The sequence below is a fragment of the Pacificoceanicola onchidii genome (assembly GCF_004804335.1).
Taxonomy (GTDB): Bacteria; Pseudomonadota; Alphaproteobacteria; order Rhodobacterales; family Rhodobacteraceae; genus Pacificoceanicola; species Pacificoceanicola onchidii.
In genome coordinates this window covers 978,120-992,393 of record NZ_SRXY01000001.1, presented here as the reverse complement: position 1 = coordinate 992,393, position 14,274 = coordinate 978,120, and the positions used below count along the sequence as shown (strand labels likewise).

General features: G+C 63.5%; 16 protein-coding genes and 1 pseudogene. 13 read left to right on the top strand and 4 right to left on the bottom strand.

Going from position 1 to position 14,274, the window contains the following annotated elements; genetic code table 11:
• Nucleotides 1-58 precede the first annotated feature (58 nt).
• From E4662_RS04855 to E4662_RS04825, 7 genes are all read left to right on the top strand, one after another.
• On the top strand, nt 59-487 hold the full coding sequence (locus tag E4662_RS04855) for an FKBP-type peptidyl-prolyl cis-trans isomerase (RefSeq protein ID WP_136440111.1): 429 nt from the start codon (nt 59-61) through the stop codon (nt 485-487).
• 129 nt (nt 488-616) lie between these two features.
• A complete protein-coding gene (gene pcaD / locus E4662_RS04850) occupies nt 617-1,405 on the top strand; it encodes a 3-oxoadipate enol-lactonase (protein WP_136440274.1) in 789 nt (262 codons plus the stop codon).
• Nucleotides 1,406-1,409: 4 nt separating this feature from the next.
• On the top strand, nt 1,410-2,120 hold the full coding sequence (locus E4662_RS04845; RefSeq protein WP_136440110.1) for an alpha/beta fold hydrolase: 711 nt from the start codon (nt 1,410-1,412) through the stop codon (nt 2,118-2,120).
• A 27-nt stretch (nt 2,121-2,147) separates the two neighbouring features.
• Entirely contained in the window at nt 2,148-3,470 is a 1,323-nt protein-coding gene (locus tag E4662_RS04840; protein WP_136440109.1) for a class-II fumarase/aspartase family protein, read from the top strand.
• Between the two features lie 186 nt (nt 3,471-3,656).
• On the top strand, nt 3,657-4,889 hold the full coding sequence (locus E4662_RS04835) for a mandelate racemase/muconate lactonizing enzyme family protein (protein WP_136440108.1): 1,233 nt from the start codon (nt 3,657-3,659) through the stop codon (nt 4,887-4,889).
• Between the two features lie 96 nt (nt 4,890-4,985).
• Nucleotides 4,986-5,285, top strand: a complete 300-nt coding sequence (locus E4662_RS04830) for an ArsR/SmtB family transcription factor (RefSeq protein WP_136440272.1) — start codon at nt 4,986-4,988, stop codon at nt 5,283-5,285.
• A complete protein-coding gene (locus E4662_RS04825) occupies nt 5,269-6,690 on the top strand; it encodes an amidase (protein ID WP_136440107.1) in 1,422 nt (473 codons plus the stop codon). The genes E4662_RS04830 and E4662_RS04825 overlap by 17 nt, the downstream gene beginning before the upstream one ends.
• Before the next feature lie 22 nt (nt 6,691-6,712).
• Here the strand turns inward: E4662_RS04825 and rlmH are convergent, their stop codons facing one another.
• The 3 genes from rlmH to E4662_RS04810 form a co-directional block, all read right to left on the bottom strand.
• Nucleotides 6,713-7,183, bottom strand: coding sequence for a 23S rRNA (pseudouridine(1915)-N(3))-methyltransferase RlmH (rlmH, locus tag E4662_RS04820; protein WP_136440106.1), 471 nt, complete (start codon nt 7,181-7,183; stop codon nt 6,713-6,715).
• Nucleotides 7,184-7,190: 7 nt separating this feature from the next.
• Complete coding sequence (gene rsfS, locus E4662_RS24290) at nt 7,191-7,511, bottom strand: ribosome silencing factor (RefSeq protein WP_240705127.1); 321 nt, start codon at nt 7,509-7,511, stop codon at nt 7,191-7,193.
• A 212-nt stretch (nt 7,512-7,723) separates the two neighbouring features.
• On the bottom strand, nt 7,724-8,020 hold the full coding sequence (locus tag E4662_RS04810) for a hypothetical protein (RefSeq protein ID WP_136440104.1): 297 nt from the start codon (nt 8,018-8,020) through the stop codon (nt 7,724-7,726).
• Between the two features lie 178 nt (nt 8,021-8,198).
• On the opposite strand from E4662_RS04810, the gene E4662_RS04805 reads away from it, so the two are divergent.
• The 6 genes and pseudogenes from E4662_RS04805 to E4662_RS04780 all read left to right on the top strand — a co-directional run bounded on the left by E4662_RS04805 (nt 8,199) and on the right by E4662_RS04780 (nt 13,369).
• Nucleotides 8,199-9,158 (top strand): metal ABC transporter solute-binding protein, Zn/Mn family, encoded by a 960-nt coding sequence (locus tag E4662_RS04805; RefSeq protein WP_136440103.1) that lies wholly within the window; start codon nt 8,199-8,201, stop codon nt 9,156-9,158.
• Nucleotides 9,159-9,161: 3 nt separating this feature from the next.
• Complete coding sequence (locus E4662_RS04800; RefSeq protein ID WP_136440102.1) at nt 9,162-9,938, top strand: metal ABC transporter ATP-binding protein; 777 nt, start codon at nt 9,162-9,164, stop codon at nt 9,936-9,938.
• A gap of 1 nt (nt 9,939) precedes the next feature.
• Nucleotides 9,940-10,842 (top strand): annotated as a pseudogene (locus tag E4662_RS04795) (metal ABC transporter permease); the annotation flags it as partial.
• 1 nt (nt 10,843) lies between these two features.
• Nucleotides 10,844-11,749: a metal ABC transporter permease gene (locus E4662_RS04790; RefSeq protein WP_136440100.1), complete on the top strand. Its 906-nt coding sequence runs from the start codon at nt 10,844-10,846 to the stop codon at nt 11,747-11,749.
• Between the two features lie 121 nt (nt 11,750-11,870).
• On the top strand, nt 11,871-12,548 hold the full coding sequence (locus E4662_RS04785) for a haloacid dehalogenase type II (RefSeq protein WP_136440099.1): 678 nt from the start codon (nt 11,871-11,873) through the stop codon (nt 12,546-12,548).
• Nucleotides 12,548-13,369: an alpha/beta fold hydrolase gene (locus E4662_RS04780; protein ID WP_136440098.1), complete on the top strand. Its 822-nt coding sequence runs from the start codon at nt 12,548-12,550 to the stop codon at nt 13,367-13,369. Before E4662_RS04785 ends, E4662_RS04780 begins: the two co-directional genes overlap by 1 nt.
• On the opposite strand, the gene truB is transcribed toward E4662_RS04780, so the two are convergent.
• Nucleotides 13,366-14,274 (bottom strand): tRNA pseudouridine(55) synthase TruB, encoded by a 909-nt coding sequence (gene truB / locus E4662_RS04775; protein WP_136440097.1) that lies wholly within the window; start codon nt 14,272-14,274, stop codon nt 13,366-13,368. The two genes, E4662_RS04780 and truB, sit on opposite strands and share 4 nt — an antisense overlap.

Below are 14,274 nucleotides of genomic sequence, written 5' to 3'. Positions count from 1 at the left end.
AGCACCCGGCGCCCCGGCCTCTTTTCCACGAATCTTCCCCACACGCATTGGAGCCCCCATGACGCAGGTTAAATCCGGCGATACCGTTCGCATTCACTACACAGGCACGCTCGCGGACGGCAGCGTCTTTGATAGCTCGCAAGGGCGCGATCCTCTGGAATTTCAGGTTGGTTCCGGACAGATCATCCCCGGCCTCGACAAGGCCATTCCCGGCATGACCGCCGGCGAGAAGAAAAAAGTCGACATCCCGGCAGACGAGGCCTACGGCCAGCCGAACCCGCAGGCCATGCAAACCGTGCCGCGCGCCGACATTCCTGCAGACATCCCGCTTGAGGTCGGCCTGCAACTGCAGGTCCAGACACCCACCGGGCAGGTCATGCCGGTGACCGTGACCGAGATGACCGAAGAGCAAGTGACGCTGGACGCCAATCACCCGCTGGCGGGCAAGGACCTGACCTTCGATTTTGAGCTGGTCGAGATCGTGTGACCGGCCACAGGCCTTCACACCAATCCGTAGGGCGGGGTTATACCCCGCCCTTTTTCTTGGACACCCCTTTCAGCTGCGCAGCACAATAGCTACGGTCAGCCAAAACTGCCGGAGGACATCTCTATGCCCATGCACATGGCCGATATCGGCGGGCTTCGCCTGCATTACCGCATCGACGGACCGGAAGACGGCACGCCGGTTGTCTTTGCGAACTCGCTTGGCACCGACTTCCGCCTTTGGGACCCGATCCTGCCGCTGCTGCCCAAGGGCCTGCGCATCCTGCGATTTGACAAGCGAGGTCATGGCCTCTCCGATTGCCCGCCCGGCCCGTATTCCATGGGAAACCTCGTCAGCGATACGGCCAAGCTCATGGATCACCTCGGATTCAAGGACGCCATCTTCGTCGGGCTCTCCATCGGCGGCATGATTGCCCAGGGGCTTGCGATCAAACGGCTTGATTTGGTCCGCGCCATTGTCCTGTCCAACACCGGGGCCAAGATCGGCACCCGCGACATGTGGCAGGACCGCATCGACGCGGTTGCCAAGGGCGGTCTTGCCGCCGTGGTGGACCCAACCATGGAACGCTGGTTCGCCAAACCCTTCCACGCCACCGAAGACTTTCACGCCTGGCGCAACATGTTCCTGCGCAGCCCGGCAGAAGGCTGGATGGGCTGCGGTGCGGCGATTGCCGGAACGGATTTCATCACACCAACGTCTGGCCTGCGCCTGCCTGCGCTTGGCATTGCGGGCAGCGAAGATGGCTCCACCCCGCCGGATCTCGTGCGCGAGACACTGGCACTCATCCCGGGTTCCGACATGAAGCTGATCAAGGGCGCGGGCCATCTGCCCTGCGTCGAAAAACCGGAGGAGTATGCGGCGATCCTGACCGATTTCCTGAAGGCGCAGGGCGCGGTCTGAGCGTTTGGCCCGGTTCCTGCTGATCCACGGGGCGTGCCATGGGGCATGGGCTTGGCGTGATGTGATTCCGGCGCTTGAGACGCTGGGCCACGAGGCACGGGCCATCGACCTGCCATCTCATGGTGCGGACCAAACCCCTGCCTCAAAGGTCACCCTCGAAACCTACGCCGAAGCCATCGTCGCCGCGCTGAAGCTGGACACGATTCTCGTTGGTCACTCGATGGGCGGTTTCCCGATCTCCCGCGCGGCGCAGATCGACCCGCGCAACATCGCGCGATTGGTTTATCTGTGCGCCTATACACCATGGCCGGATCTCAGCCTGAGCGAGATGCGCAAGCTGGTGGACGAGCAGCCTCTGGTCCCGGCGTTCCGGCGCGGCGCGGATGGCGTGACAATGACCTTCGACAAGAGCATGGCCCCCGATCTTTTCTACCACGATTGCCCGCCCGAAACCGTGTCCTTCGCGCTCGGAGCGCTTTGCCCACAACCCATCGCCCCGATGCAAACGCCCTTGCCGAACCATGCCGAAGTCACCCTGCCGCGCAGCTACATCACCTGCCGGGACGATCGCGCCATTCCGCCGGGGCTGCAGGAGCTGATGGCGGCCAAACTCCCGGCGCAGGACCGGCACAGCCTGCCTAACTCGCACTCGCCGTTCTTTGCCGCGCCCAAGGCCCTTGCCCAAGTGCTCGACAGCATCGCCCGCAGCGCCTAAACGAAGGCGAACCACAGGAGCACAGCCATGCCCGCATCCCCCTTCGACAGCGCCCATCTCAGCCCGCTTTTCCCCACCGGAGAGACCGCGCGCCTGTTCTCCGACAGCGCCGAGGTGCGGGCCATGATGCTGGTCGAAGGGACGCTGGCGAAGGTGCAGGGCGCCCATGGCGTCATCCCCGAGATTTCAGCCGCCGCCATCCATCGCGCCAGCCTCGAATTGCAGATCGATCCGGGTGGTCTGGCCAAGGCCACCGGCGAAAACGGCGTCAGCACCCCTGCCGTCGTTGCGGCGTTCCGCGAGCTGATGCAAGCGCCGGAGCACGCGCAATACCTGCACTGGGGCGCCACATCGCAGGATATCCAGGACACGGCCCTGATGCTCCGACTGCGGCAGGCGCTGGGCCACGCGGAACAACACTTGGGCGCGATCCTCTCTGGCCTCGCGTCCCTTGCCGAAGACCACGCACACACCCCCATGGCCGCCCGCACTTATGGCCAACACGCCACGCCGACCACCTTCGGCGCGCAGGTGGCGCAATGGGGCTGGCCGCTTGTGACGCTCAGGGCCGAATTGGCGGACCTGCGCGAAACCTGCCTGCTCGTCAGCCTGTCCGGCGCAGCCGGAACAGCCTCCGTTCTGGGCCCGGATCCGGCGGCTATTCGTAAGGAACTTGCCGAAAAACTCGGCCTCGGCGATCCGCAAAGAAGCTGGCACACGGACCGCACCCCGATCCTGCGCATCGCAGGTTGGATGAGCCGCGCCGCGCTCGCCTGTGGCAAGATGGGACAGGACCTGATCCTCGCCACGCAATCCGGCATCGGGGAAGTCATCCTCGGCGGCACCGGCGCCTCTTCCACCATGCCGCAGAAACAGAACCCCGTCGCGCCCTCCGTGCTCAAGGCTCTCGCGGCCCATGCGCAAGGTCTGCAGGCCACGCTGCAAGGTGCTGCGGTGCATGGTCAGCAACGCGATGGCGCCGCGTGGTTCACCGAATGGCTGACGCTGCCACAATTGGTTCTGACAGCCACGGCGGCGCTGACACACGCCGCCGGGCTGGCTCAATCCATTCGGCCCAATGCGCAGGCCATGCATAATGCCCTGGACGGCACCGGGGGGTTGATCCTCGCCGAGGCGCTGTCCTTTGCCCTCGCCGAACACATGCCGAGGCCCGAAGCACAGGCCGCGACCAAGACGCTCTGCGCAAAGGCTCGCGAAACCGGCACGCCGCTCGAAGAGATCGCTTTGGCCGCTTATCCGGCCCTCTCAAAGGCCCTTTTCGAGACCAAAAGCCAGACCGGAACCGCCCCCGAAGAGGCCCGCGCCTTCGCAGCCGCCGCGCGCGGCTGACCCTTCGCGACATCCCCGGTCGCATTCCGGCTTGCAACGCACAAAACCCCGGCGCACCCTCCTTTCAAACTTCGCAGGGGGCGGCTTACCGGCTGTTTCTTTGTGCTCAAAATATCCCGGGGAGTCGCCGCAGGCGGCGGGGCAGCGCCCCAAACTCGCCCCCAACCGTTTGCGAAAGGCCCTGACATGAAGCTGCAAGACCTCGACATCATCGTCACCGCCCCGCCGCATCCGGGCTGGGGCGGGCGGTATTGGATCCTCGTCAAACTCACGACGGCTTGCGGCATCACTGGCTGGGGCGAGTGTTATGCCGCTTCCGTCGGGCCGGACGCCATGCAGGCGGTGATCAGGGACGTGTTCCAAAGGTATTTCGAAGGCGAAAACCCCGAGAACATCGAGCGCCTCTTCCGCCGCACCTATTCCTCCGGGTTCACACAGCGCCCGGACCTCACCGTCATGGGCGCTTTTTCCGGGTTGGAGATCGCCTGCTGGGATATTCTCGGCAAGCAGCGCGACCGGCCAGTCTGGGCGCTCATTGGCGGCATGATGAACGAGCGTATCCGCGCCTACACCTACCTTTACCCGCTGCCAAAGCACAATCTGACGGATTTCTGGACAAGCCCGGACCAGGCGGCAGAGGCCGCCGCCGATTGCGTTGCGCGGGGCTACACGGCCGTCAAATTCGATCCCGCCGGCCCTTATACCATGCGCGGGGGCCATCAGCCCGCCATGTCTGACATCACGCAATCCGTGGCTTTCTGCAAAGCCATCCGCGAAGCGGTGGGCGACAAGGCGGACCTGCTCTTCGGCACTCATGGCCAGTTCAACACCCATGGCGCAATCCGGCTTGGACAGGCGCTTGAGCCGTACAACCCGCTCTGGTTCGAAGAGCCGATCCCGCCAGACAACCTGCTGGAGTTTGCCGAGGTTGCCCGTGCCGTGCGCATTCCCGTCGCCACCGGGGAGCGGATGACCACCCGTTCGGAGTTTGCCACGGTCCTGCGGTCCGGCGGGACGAAGATCCTTCAGCCCGCCTTGGGACGGGCCGGGGGCATCTGGGAGTGCCGCAAACTTGCGGCCCTCGCCGAAAGCTTCAACGCCGAAATGGCTCCGCATCTGTACGCGGGCCCCATCGAGTGGGCCGCCAATATCCAGCTGGCCACGGCGATTCCCAATCTGTTGATCGCCGAAACCATTGAAACCGATTTCCATGATGACCTGATCAAAGGCAGCATTCGTGTGGAAGAAGGTTTTGTTCCCGCGCCGCAGGCCCCCGGCCTTGGCATCGACGTGGACGAAGCGCTGGCCCGCGCGCATCCCTACACCGGCTCGGGCCTGCATCTCGAAATGCAGGATGCGCCCTGCAATTACGCCGAAGGCAACGATTTCCAGGGCGGTGCCCCGGCCAGCGATCCCTGATCTCGCCTTTTGAGAATCGCGCTGGTATACTGCCTCAAACGCCAATTCGAGATGTAAGCCGTGAACGTCCAGAACCCGCCCGCACCACCCAGCGAAATGGCCTCGAACGCCGCCGATGCCGCCGCGTTTCTCAAAACTCTGGCGCATGAGGGTCGCCTGATGATCCTGTGCCATCTTGGCTCGGGTGAAAAATCCGTGGGTGAGCTTGAAGAGCTTCTGGGCATTCGCCAGGCCGCCGTCAGCCAGATGCTGGCCCGTCTGCGCGAAGAGGGCCTCGCGGTGACACGGCGCGACGGCAAAACGATCTACTATTCCCTCGCCGATGAAAACACCTCGCGTGTGATTGGTCTTCTGTACGAGATGTTCTGTGCGGGGCCGGATGGCGACTGCGCCTGAGACCGGCTTCACCGGCCCAGACCTCTGCAGGCTGAGCGCTCGTCAGGCAGTTGACGCGCTGAAATCCGGGGATGTGTCGCCGGTCGAGCTTGTCGAAGCGTCCCTCGCCCGGATCGAACAAACCTCCCCGGCCATCAATGCCACTGTCACGCTCTGTGCGGAGCGCGCCCTGGAGGCCGCGAAGGCGGCGGATCGGGATAGCCCGCTGGCCGGGCTTCCGATTGGCATCAAGGATCTGACCCCTGTCGCTGGCGTGCGCACCACATGGGGCACACCTGGTCTTGCGGAATTTGTCCCCAAGGTATCCGATCCTCTGGTGCAGCGGCTGGAGGCACGCGGCGGCGTGGTCATGGGCAAGACCAACTCCCCGGAAATGGGGGCCGGGGCCAATACCTTCAATCCGGTGTTCGGGGCCACGGTGAACCCCTGGGACGCCCGCATGAACGCGGGCGGCTCTTCGGGTGGCGCAGCGGCCAGTCTGGCTGTGGGCGAGACATGGCTCAGCCATGGCTCGGATCTGGGCGGCAGCCTGCGCACGCCGGCCAGTTTCTGCGGCATTGTCGGCCTGCGGCCTTCGCCGGGTATCGTTCCGGGCGGCTCAGATCCGTTTGATACCTTGCCGGTACAAGGCCCCATGGCCCGGGATGTCGCCGATTGCGCGTTGTTCCTCGATGTGATGGCCGGGAGCGCGCCCTCGGCCCCGCTCTCCAGTCATGCGCCCGCGCAGAGTTATCTCAGCGCCTGCCTCGCTCCGGCGGGCGACATTCGTATCGCGTTTTCTGCGGATCTTGGCGGCTGGGCGCCGGTGACTTCGGAGATGGAAGACATTTTGCGTACGGGCCTCTCGGCCCTGACCGGCGAAGGGGTCTCTCTGGAAGACGCAAGGCCGCCTCTGCGCGGTGCCGAAGCGTGTTTCCGGACCCTGCGCGCGTTGGGCTTCTGGGCCGGTGCCCGTCAGACACCGGAGCGCATCACACGCCAGTACAAACCGGCGCTCAAACAGAACATCGCCGATGGCGCAGCGCTGCGCCCCGAAGATATTGCAGACGCGTTGATCACCCGCACGCGGCTCTTTACGGACATGGCGGACTTCCTGTCAGAGTTCGACGTGTTGGCCTGTCCGGTAACCGGCTTGCCGCCGCTGCCGCAGGAGATCGAATACCCCACAGAGGTGGCAGGGGTCCCGTCCCGAGATTACCTGTCCTGGCTGTGTTTTGCATTCCCGGCGACCCTGTGCAGCCTGCCTGCCCTGTCTTTGCCGCTTGGCTTCACACAGAGCGGCTTGCCGGTTGGTGTGCAGCTGATCGGCAAACCGCGCGGCGAAGGGCGGCTTCTGCAAATCGCGCGTGCATTGGAGGCCCGCATCGGGTTTGCACAACGTCCAATTGATCCGATCGTTCGGTAAATCTGTTCAGGGAAACGGGCGTTTACGCCCGGTGGTAGGGGCTTCCGGCCATGATGGAGGCGGCGCGGTAGAGCTGTTCTGTCAGCATCACCCGAACCAGCATGTGGGGCCAGACCATCTTGCCAAACGACAGGCTCATGTCCGCCTCAGCCCGCAGGCTCGGGTCAATCCCGTCTGCGCCGCCAATCACAAACGCCAGATCGCTCGCGCCGTCGTCGCGCACGCGGCCCATCCAAGTGGCAAACTCCGGTGACGTCATCAGCGCGCCGCGCTCATCGAGGCAGCAAAGCGTGGCGCCCTCGGGCAGGGCGCGCCGCAACAGCGCCGCCTCGCCGGCCATGCCGCCGCCCTTGCGGTCATCTACTTCATGAACAGAAACCGGGCCGAGGCTGAGCGCCCGCCCGGTTCGGTCGAATCGTTTGATGTAGTCGTCGATCAGGTCGCGTTCCGGCCCCTTGCGGAGACGGCCCACCACGCAAAGATGGATGCGCATCAGCGGGTCACGCGCCGCCCGGCGCTGCCCCCTTGGACATCGGCACCCACATCTTTTCGAGTTGGTAGAACTCGCGCACTTCCGGGCGGAAGATGTGAACCAGAACGTCGCCGCTGTCGATCAGGACCCAATCGCCGGTTTCCTTGCCTTCGATCTTGGCAAGCACACCGCAGTTCGATTTGAGAACGTCCAGCAGTTTCTCGGCAATTGCAGTCACTTGCCGCGATGACCGGCCAGAGCAGATCACCATGTGGTCACACACGGAGGTCTTGCCGCGCAGGTCAATCTGCACGATCTCTTCGGCCTTGTTTTCATCGAGACTTTGCATGACTGCGGCCAGCACATCTTCGCTGGTCACTTCGATCCGGGCGCCCGCTTTCAATGCGGAACCGGGTTTCGCGGCATCAGCCGTACCTGCATTCGGAGTCAGGACAATGTCCTCCTTACAATCGCGCCGCAAATGGCCCCGGCGCCGGGTTTTCTCACGATAGCACCAAAGGTGCTCAATCTCAACGATGGCCCGCCGGGCTCGGGGCGGTGTCAGGCAAACTCCCGCTGCACGTAGAGAAAGCCCACATAAGCAAGCCAGGCCAGCGCCACAAGCCATGCGCCGCGCTGAATACGTGTGGTTTTTCGATGCAGCGCGACATAATCAGCGAGGTCCTCGGGGATTTCGCCCTCTGGAGGAAGGTAGTCCGGTTCTGGCCCCACCTGCCGTTGCAGACGCGTCGGCAAATCGCGAACGGCGCGTTTCAACCGGTTGCGCCGCCATTGCTGTGCGCCGAGCCAGATCATGATGAAGACCGCAAACAGGCTGAAAAGCGGGGTGGGTTGCATGGCGGGTGGCCTTTGAGGGCAGACAAAAAACGAGCACCTGTCATCGCAGGCCCGCCTCGGACTGTACAGCGGTTTTGCGCAGTCTTGCGGCAGTTCACAGTTTTACATGCGAATAAGTCGCAAATGCATTGACCTCTTGAGAATGACTCGCATATAGATCCGTAAAAGGAGAGTTTTCATGACTTTGAGTCGCCGCCATGTGCTTGCCGGCCTTGTCGCCAGCCCGCTGCTCGCAAAACCTGTTTGGGCCGCCGGGATGCTCAATGTCATTGCGACCACCGGTATGATTGCGGATGCCGCACGCGCGATTGCCGGGGATCAGGCCGAGGTGCGTGCTCTTATGGGTCCCGGGACCGATCCCCACGGCTACCGCCAGACACGGTCTGACATCGCGGCCATGGCACGGGCTGACCTGGTTCTTTACAACGGTCTCTACCTCGAAGCGCAGCTTGAAGAATTCCTCGAAGGTCTGGCGTCCCGCGTGCCTGTTGTGGCCGTGGCCGAGGCTCTGCCGAAGGCCCGGCAGCGCGCGCATGAGGACTACGAAGGCCGGTCGGATCCGCACATCTGGATGGCGCCTTTGCTGTGGAAATCCGCTGTCATGGCCACGCGCGATGCGCTGATCGCGCAACGCCCGGAGTCGGCCCAGGTCTTCACCGCAAATGCAGACGCTTACATGGCCGAGCTTGACGGGCTACATGGCTATGCGCTTGAGCAGCTTGGCAAAGTGCCGGATGCGGCGCGGGTGCTGATTTCGGCGCATGACGCGTTTGGCTACTTTGGCCAGGAGTATGGTTTCGAAGTGATGGGGATTCAGGGCATTTCAACGGAATCCGAAGCCGGGTTGCAGCGGATCGGCGAGATGGTCGATTTGCTCGTGTCCCGCAACATCAAGGCCGTCTTTGTGGAAAGCTCCGTTTCCGATCGCAACATCCGGGCGCTGATCGAAGGCGCGGCGGCGCAGGGTCATGAGGTCAAGATCGGCGGCGAGCTGTTCTCGGACGCCATGGGCGAGCCGGGCACCTACGAGGGCACGTACCTTGGCATGTTTGATCACAACATCACCACCCTTGCCGGGGCCTTGGGGGCAGATGTGCCGCCGGGCGGCATGGCAGGCAAACTCAAGGCGGGCGGCTGATCCATGAGCCCGCGCGATATGGCCTATGAGGCGTCCATGACCGAGGCAACTCTTGCGGGCAGCCCGTTTGTCGTACGCGGGTTGACCGTGGCCTATGACGCCGAAGCCGTTGTTCAGGACGTCGACATGACCGTATCGGCGGGCAGCATGACGGCCATTATCGGCCCGAATGGGGCGGGAAAATCGACGTTGCTCAAGGCGGCGCTGGGCATTGTCAGACCGCTGGCCGGGGCGGCGCGTTTCTGGGATGCCCCTCTTGCGCAAAGCCGTCGCCGCATTGCCTATGTCCCGCAGCGCGCCAGTGTCGACTGGGACTTTCCGACCCGGGTAATCGACGTGGTCTTGATGGGACTCTATCAGGAACTTGGGCTCTTCCGCCGCCTCAGTGCTCGGCACAAACAGGCTGCCATGGCCTGTCTGGAACGGGTTGGCATGCAGGACTTCGCCGAACGCCAGATCGGTCAGTTGTCCGGCGGGCAACAACAGCGGGTCTTCCTCGCCCGCGCATTGGCGCAGGGGGCGGATCTGTATCTGCTGGACGAACCTTTTGCCGGGGTCGACGCGGCGACGGAAGCGGCCATCATCGCTGTATTGAAATCCCTGCGGGACGAGGGGCGCACGGTGGTTGCGGTGCATCATGATCTGTCGACGGTGGCGCAATACTTTGACCATGTCTTTGTCATCAACCGGCATCGCGTCGCCGAGGGGCCGGTTGTCGAGGCCTTCACACAAACAACGCTCGACGCGGCCTATGGCGGGCGCGTTCGCTTGAGCGACTGACATGCTGTTTGACGCCTTGACCCTGCAACTCGGGTACAACGCCGCTCTGGTGGCGCTGGGGGCGTCGGCGCTTGGTCTGGCGGCGGGTGTTGTCGGCGCGTTCCTCTACTTCCGCAAACGCTCGCTTGTGTCAGATGCGGTGAGCCACGCCACTTTGCCGGGGCTGGCCCTTGCTTTTCTCGCAATGGTCGCGCTTGGCGGGGACGGCAGGACATTGCCCGTTCTCATGCTTGGATCCGCGCTGTCGGCCTGGATTGGGCTTTTGGTGGTCAGCTGGCTCACCCGCCGCACCCGGCTGCGCGAAGACGCAGCCATCGGCGCGGTCCTGTCGGTGTTCTTCGGCTTTGGCATTGTCCTGATGACCGTGATCCAGAGCATGCAGAGCGGGCGGCAGGCGGGGCTGGACGGTTTTCTGCTTGGCTCCACCGCCGGGATGCTGCGCAATGATGCGATCGTGATAGCCATTGGCGGGGTTCTGGTGCTCGCGGTGGTCTGGTTGCTGCGCAGACCGCTTCTGCTGACCGCTTTCGACGAAGGCTTTGCCGAGGTGCAGGGGATCAACACGCACCGGCTTGATCTAGCGCTGATGACGCTGGTGCTGGCCGTCACGGTTGTGGGGCTGAAGATCGTTGGGTTGATCCTGATTGTCGCCCTGCTGATCATTCCCGCCGCAGCCGCACGCTTCTGGTCTGACAATGCCGTGCGGGTTGTCCTGCTCTCAGGTGTGTTTGGCGCTGTCTCCGGTCACGTTGGCGCGGCGCTTTCGGCCACCGCCCCAAGCCTGCCAACCGGGCCGATCATCGTGCTTGTGGCCACGGCACTGTTCACCGTGTCGATGTTCTTCGCGCCAGGGCGCGGCGTGATCGCGGGCATGATCCGCCACGCGCGGATGCGGGGGCGCGTCGATGGGATTTGAATTTGTTGCCCTGTCGCTGCCGCCCTTGGTCATCGGCGTCTTTGCCGCCATGGCCTGTGCGCTGCCGGGGAACTTCCTGTTGCTGCGCAGGCAGGCGCTGATCGGTGACGCCATCAGCCACGTGGTGCTTCCGGGAATCGTGGTGGCTTTCCTCGTCACCGGTGTGATCGCCGCCATTCCAATGATGATCGGCGCGGCAGGGGCCGCTCTGATCTCGGTCTTGCTGATCGAAGCGGTCCGGCGCTATGGCAAGGTCGAGCCGGGGGCGGCGATGGGTGTGGTCTTTACCGCCATGTTCGCGGCGGGCGTGTTGTTGCTGGAGCAGAGCGATACCTCTTCGGTTCATCTCGACGTAGAGCACGCGCTCTATGGCAATCTCGAAAGCCTGATCTGGCTGGATGCTGTGGGGTGGGCCTCGCTCGTGGACTGGCAGGCGCTTGTGCTTCTGCCGCCCGAGCTTTTGCGCATGGTGATCACCTTTGCAGGCATCGCGGTCCTTACGCTCCTGTTCTGGCGTCCCATGGCGCTTTCGACTTTCGACGAAGGGTTCGCCCGCTCGCTCGGCTTGCCGACCGGGATGATCGGGCTTGGCATCGTCGCCATGGCCGCGCTGGCCGCTGTTGCGGCTTTTGACGCGGTTGGCTCGATCATCGTGATTGCCATGTTCATCTGCCCGCCTGCCACCGCGCGGCTCATGACCAACCGGCTCGGGCATCAGGTGGTCTGGTCCCTGTTCTTCGCGGCCCTGTCGGCAGTGCTTGGCTATGTTCTGGCAGGCTACGGCCCGCTTTGGCTCGGGGCTTCGGATTCCGTCTCGGCCGCTGGCATGATTGCCACGGTCTCTGGCCTGCTGCTCGGCGGCGCAGCCCTGTTTGCCCCGCACCGGCAGAGCTGAATGGCGGGCCGCAGGGCCTGCCGGACCGGATTGAGTCTTTGCACCAAGAAAAAGCAGGGATCGTGTTTTCCATCCGCTTCCGCTGTGTCACTCTCGCACCGACACGAAGAGGAGCGCGTGTATGACGATCAAGGTCTGCATTTTCGATGCCTACGGCACATTGTTCGACGTCACTGCCGCTGCCCGCACCGCCGCGGAGCAGCCGGGGCAGGGCAAGCTGGCCGAAGTTTGGCCGACACTGGCCGCAGATTGGCGGGCAAAGCAGTTGGAATACAGCTGGTTGCGCGCTGTTACTGGCGATTACGTCTCGTTCTGGCAAGTGACGCAGGACGGGCTGGATTGGTCGATGGAGAAAGCCGGTCTGGACGATCCTGAACTGCGAGAACTGTTGCTTGCGCTCTACTGGGAGCTGGCCGCCTACCGCGAAGTGCCGATGATGCTCGCCACGCTCAAGGCCAAGGGGCTGTCCTGCGCAATCCTGTCCAACGGCAGCCCCGACATGCTCGAGGGTGCTGTCGATCACTCCGGCATTGGCCTCTACCTGGACGATGTGCTCTCGGTAGAGGACGTGGGTATCTTCAAGCCCGCCCGCGCGGTCTACGACATGGTCGGCGCGCGCTTTGGCTGCAAACCGGACGAGGTGCTGTTCTGCTCGTCCAACGGCTGGGACGCCGCAGGGGCCGCGTCCTATGGATTCAACACCGTTTGGGTCAATCGCATGGGTTTGCCCATGGACCGCCTGATGGCCAAGCCGACCCATGTCTTGCCTGATCTCACAACTATCCCGGAGCTTGTCTGATGCCGCGTTTCTTTGCTTCTGATGGTGTTGCGCTGAACTATCTGGATGAAGGCGAGGGTCTCCCGGTCCTGTGTCTCGCCGGGCTGACGCGGGATGTGCATGATTTCGACTATGTTGCGCCGCATCTGGACGGCGTGCGGTTGGTCCGTATGGACTATCGCGGACGCGGCGAGTCCGACTGGGCACCACATGAGACCTATCAGATCCCGATCGAAGGCCGCGACGCGCTGGAATTGCTGGATCATCTCGGGATCGAAAAGGCCGCCGTACTGGGCACCTCGCGCGGCGGGCTGATCGCCATGGTGCTGGCTGCGACGGCGAAGGACCGTCTGTTGGGCGTGGCGCTGAACGACATCGGGCCGGAGATCGCCGATACAGGGCTGGAGGTGATCAAGGGGTATCTTGGCAAAGAGCCGCCCTGGAAAACCTACGAAGAAGCTGCCGAAGCCCGGCAAAAGGCCATGACCGCATTTCAGAACATGCCCGAAGGGCGTTGGCTCGAAGAGGCCCGCATGCTCTACCGCGAAAGCCCCGCCGGCTTGCGGATCACCTATGATCCGAAACTTCGCGATGCGGTGCTGGGCGGCGGCGCTCAGCCTGCGCCGGACCTCTGGCCTCTGTTTGATGCGCTCGCCGGTCTGCCACTCTGTGCCATTCGTGGCGCGAATTCCGACTTGCTGTCTTCAGAGTGCTTTGCCGAAATGCGCAAGCGCCGCCCTGACATGATCGCCACGGAAGTGCCGGATCGCGGGCACATTCCGTTCCTCGATGAGGCGGAATCGCTGGACGCCCTGCAGCGCTGGCTCAAGATGCTGGCTTAAGGCGCGACGAATACCCGGCTTGGGTGCAGCTCACCGCCGCGCAGCGTACCGACAGCAACAGCCTGGCCTTCGAAAGAGGCCCAGGCTTCGTCGCCGTATTCCAGATCCGATGCCAGCACCATGCCAGGGTTGCCGTTGCGCAGGCGCGCCATGCCTTCCGCCGTTGCCTTGACCTCGGGCAGGTCCGCCAGCCCCTCTTCGAGCGGGCGCAGGTGGGTGTCGAGCTCCGGCGTTTTGGCCATCCTGTCGATGTCTTCGATGCTTAGCCCGTCTTCGGCCTCAAACGGACCGGACCAGATGCGACGCAGATGCAGAACGTGGCCGTGACAGCCCAGAGCTTCGCCCAGATCACGGGCGATGGAACGTACGTAACCGCCTTTGCCACATACCATTTCCAGCTCGACGTGATCCGCGTCGGGCCGGTCTGTCATGATCAGTTCGTCAACGAAAAGGGGACGCGCAGCGATCTCCATCGTCTCGCCATCACGGGCGCGTTTGTAGGCGCGCTCCCCGTCAATTTTGACAGCTGAAAACTGTGGCGGCACCTGCATGATGTCACCGATAAAATTGTTCAGACATTCCTTGATCTCATCATCGCCGGGCCGCGTATCACTTTGCGCGAGGAGTTCGCCTTCGGCATCGTCGGTGTTTGTGGACTGGCCCAACCGGACAACAAAGCGATAGGCCTTGAGCGCGTCGGTGATATAGGGCACGGTTTTCGTGGCTTCCCCTAGGGCAACCGCCAAAACACCCGTTGCTTCGGGGTCTAACGTCCCGGCATGTCCGGCTTTTTTGGCTTCAAGCGCCCAGCGAACCTTGTTGACGACCGCAGTCGAGGTCATGCCCGCCGGTTTGTCGATCACCAGCCACCCGGAAATGTCGCGACCTTTGCGCTTGCGTGCCAT

Excerpts from the sequence above, each read along its gene's own strand:
- pcaD (WP_136440274.1), top strand. The coding sequence starts at position 617 with ATGCACATGGCCGATATCGGCGGGCTTCGCCTGCATTACCGCATCGAC.
- E4662_RS04840 (WP_136440109.1), top strand. The coding sequence starts at position 2,148 with ATGCCCGCATCCCCCTTCGACAGCGCCCATCTCAGCCCGCTTTTCCCC.
- E4662_RS04835 (WP_136440108.1), top strand. The coding sequence starts at position 3,657 with ATGAAGCTGCAAGACCTCGACATCATCGTCACCGCCCCGCCGCATCCG.
- E4662_RS04825 (WP_136440107.1), top strand. The coding sequence starts at position 5,269 with ATGGCGACTGCGCCTGAGACCGGCTTCACCGGCCCAGACCTCTGCAGG.
- E4662_RS04800 (WP_136440102.1), top strand. The coding sequence starts at position 9,162 with ATGAGCCCGCGCGATATGGCCTATGAGGCGTCCATGACCGAGGCAACT.
- E4662_RS04805 (WP_136440103.1), top strand. The coding sequence starts at position 8,199 with ATGACTTTGAGTCGCCGCCATGTGCTTGCCGGCCTTGTCGCCAGCCCG.
- rlmH (WP_136440106.1), bottom strand. The coding sequence starts at position 7,183 with ATGCGCATCCATCTTTGCGTGGTGGGCCGTCTCCGCAAGGGGCCGGAA.
- E4662_RS04855 (WP_136440111.1), top strand. The coding sequence starts at position 59 with ATGACGCAGGTTAAATCCGGCGATACCGTTCGCATTCACTACACAGGC.
- E4662_RS04830 (WP_136440272.1), top strand. The coding sequence starts at position 4,986 with ATGGCCTCGAACGCCGCCGATGCCGCCGCGTTTCTCAAAACTCTGGCG.
- E4662_RS04780 (WP_136440098.1), top strand. The coding sequence starts at position 12,548 with ATGCCGCGTTTCTTTGCTTCTGATGGTGTTGCGCTGAACTATCTGGAT.
- rsfS (WP_240705127.1), bottom strand. The coding sequence starts at position 7,511 with ATGCAAAGTCTCGATGAAAACAAGGCCGAAGAGATCGTGCAGATTGAC.
- E4662_RS04790 (WP_136440100.1), top strand. The coding sequence starts at position 10,844 with ATGGGATTTGAATTTGTTGCCCTGTCGCTGCCGCCCTTGGTCATCGGC.
- truB (WP_136440097.1), bottom strand. The coding sequence starts at position 14,274 with ATGGCACGCAAGCGCAAAGGTCGCGACATTTCCGGGTGGCTGGTGATC.
- E4662_RS04810 (WP_136440104.1), bottom strand. The coding sequence starts at position 8,020 with ATGCAACCCACCCCGCTTTTCAGCCTGTTTGCGGTCTTCATCATGATC.
- E4662_RS04785 (WP_136440099.1), top strand. The coding sequence starts at position 11,871 with ATGACGATCAAGGTCTGCATTTTCGATGCCTACGGCACATTGTTCGAC.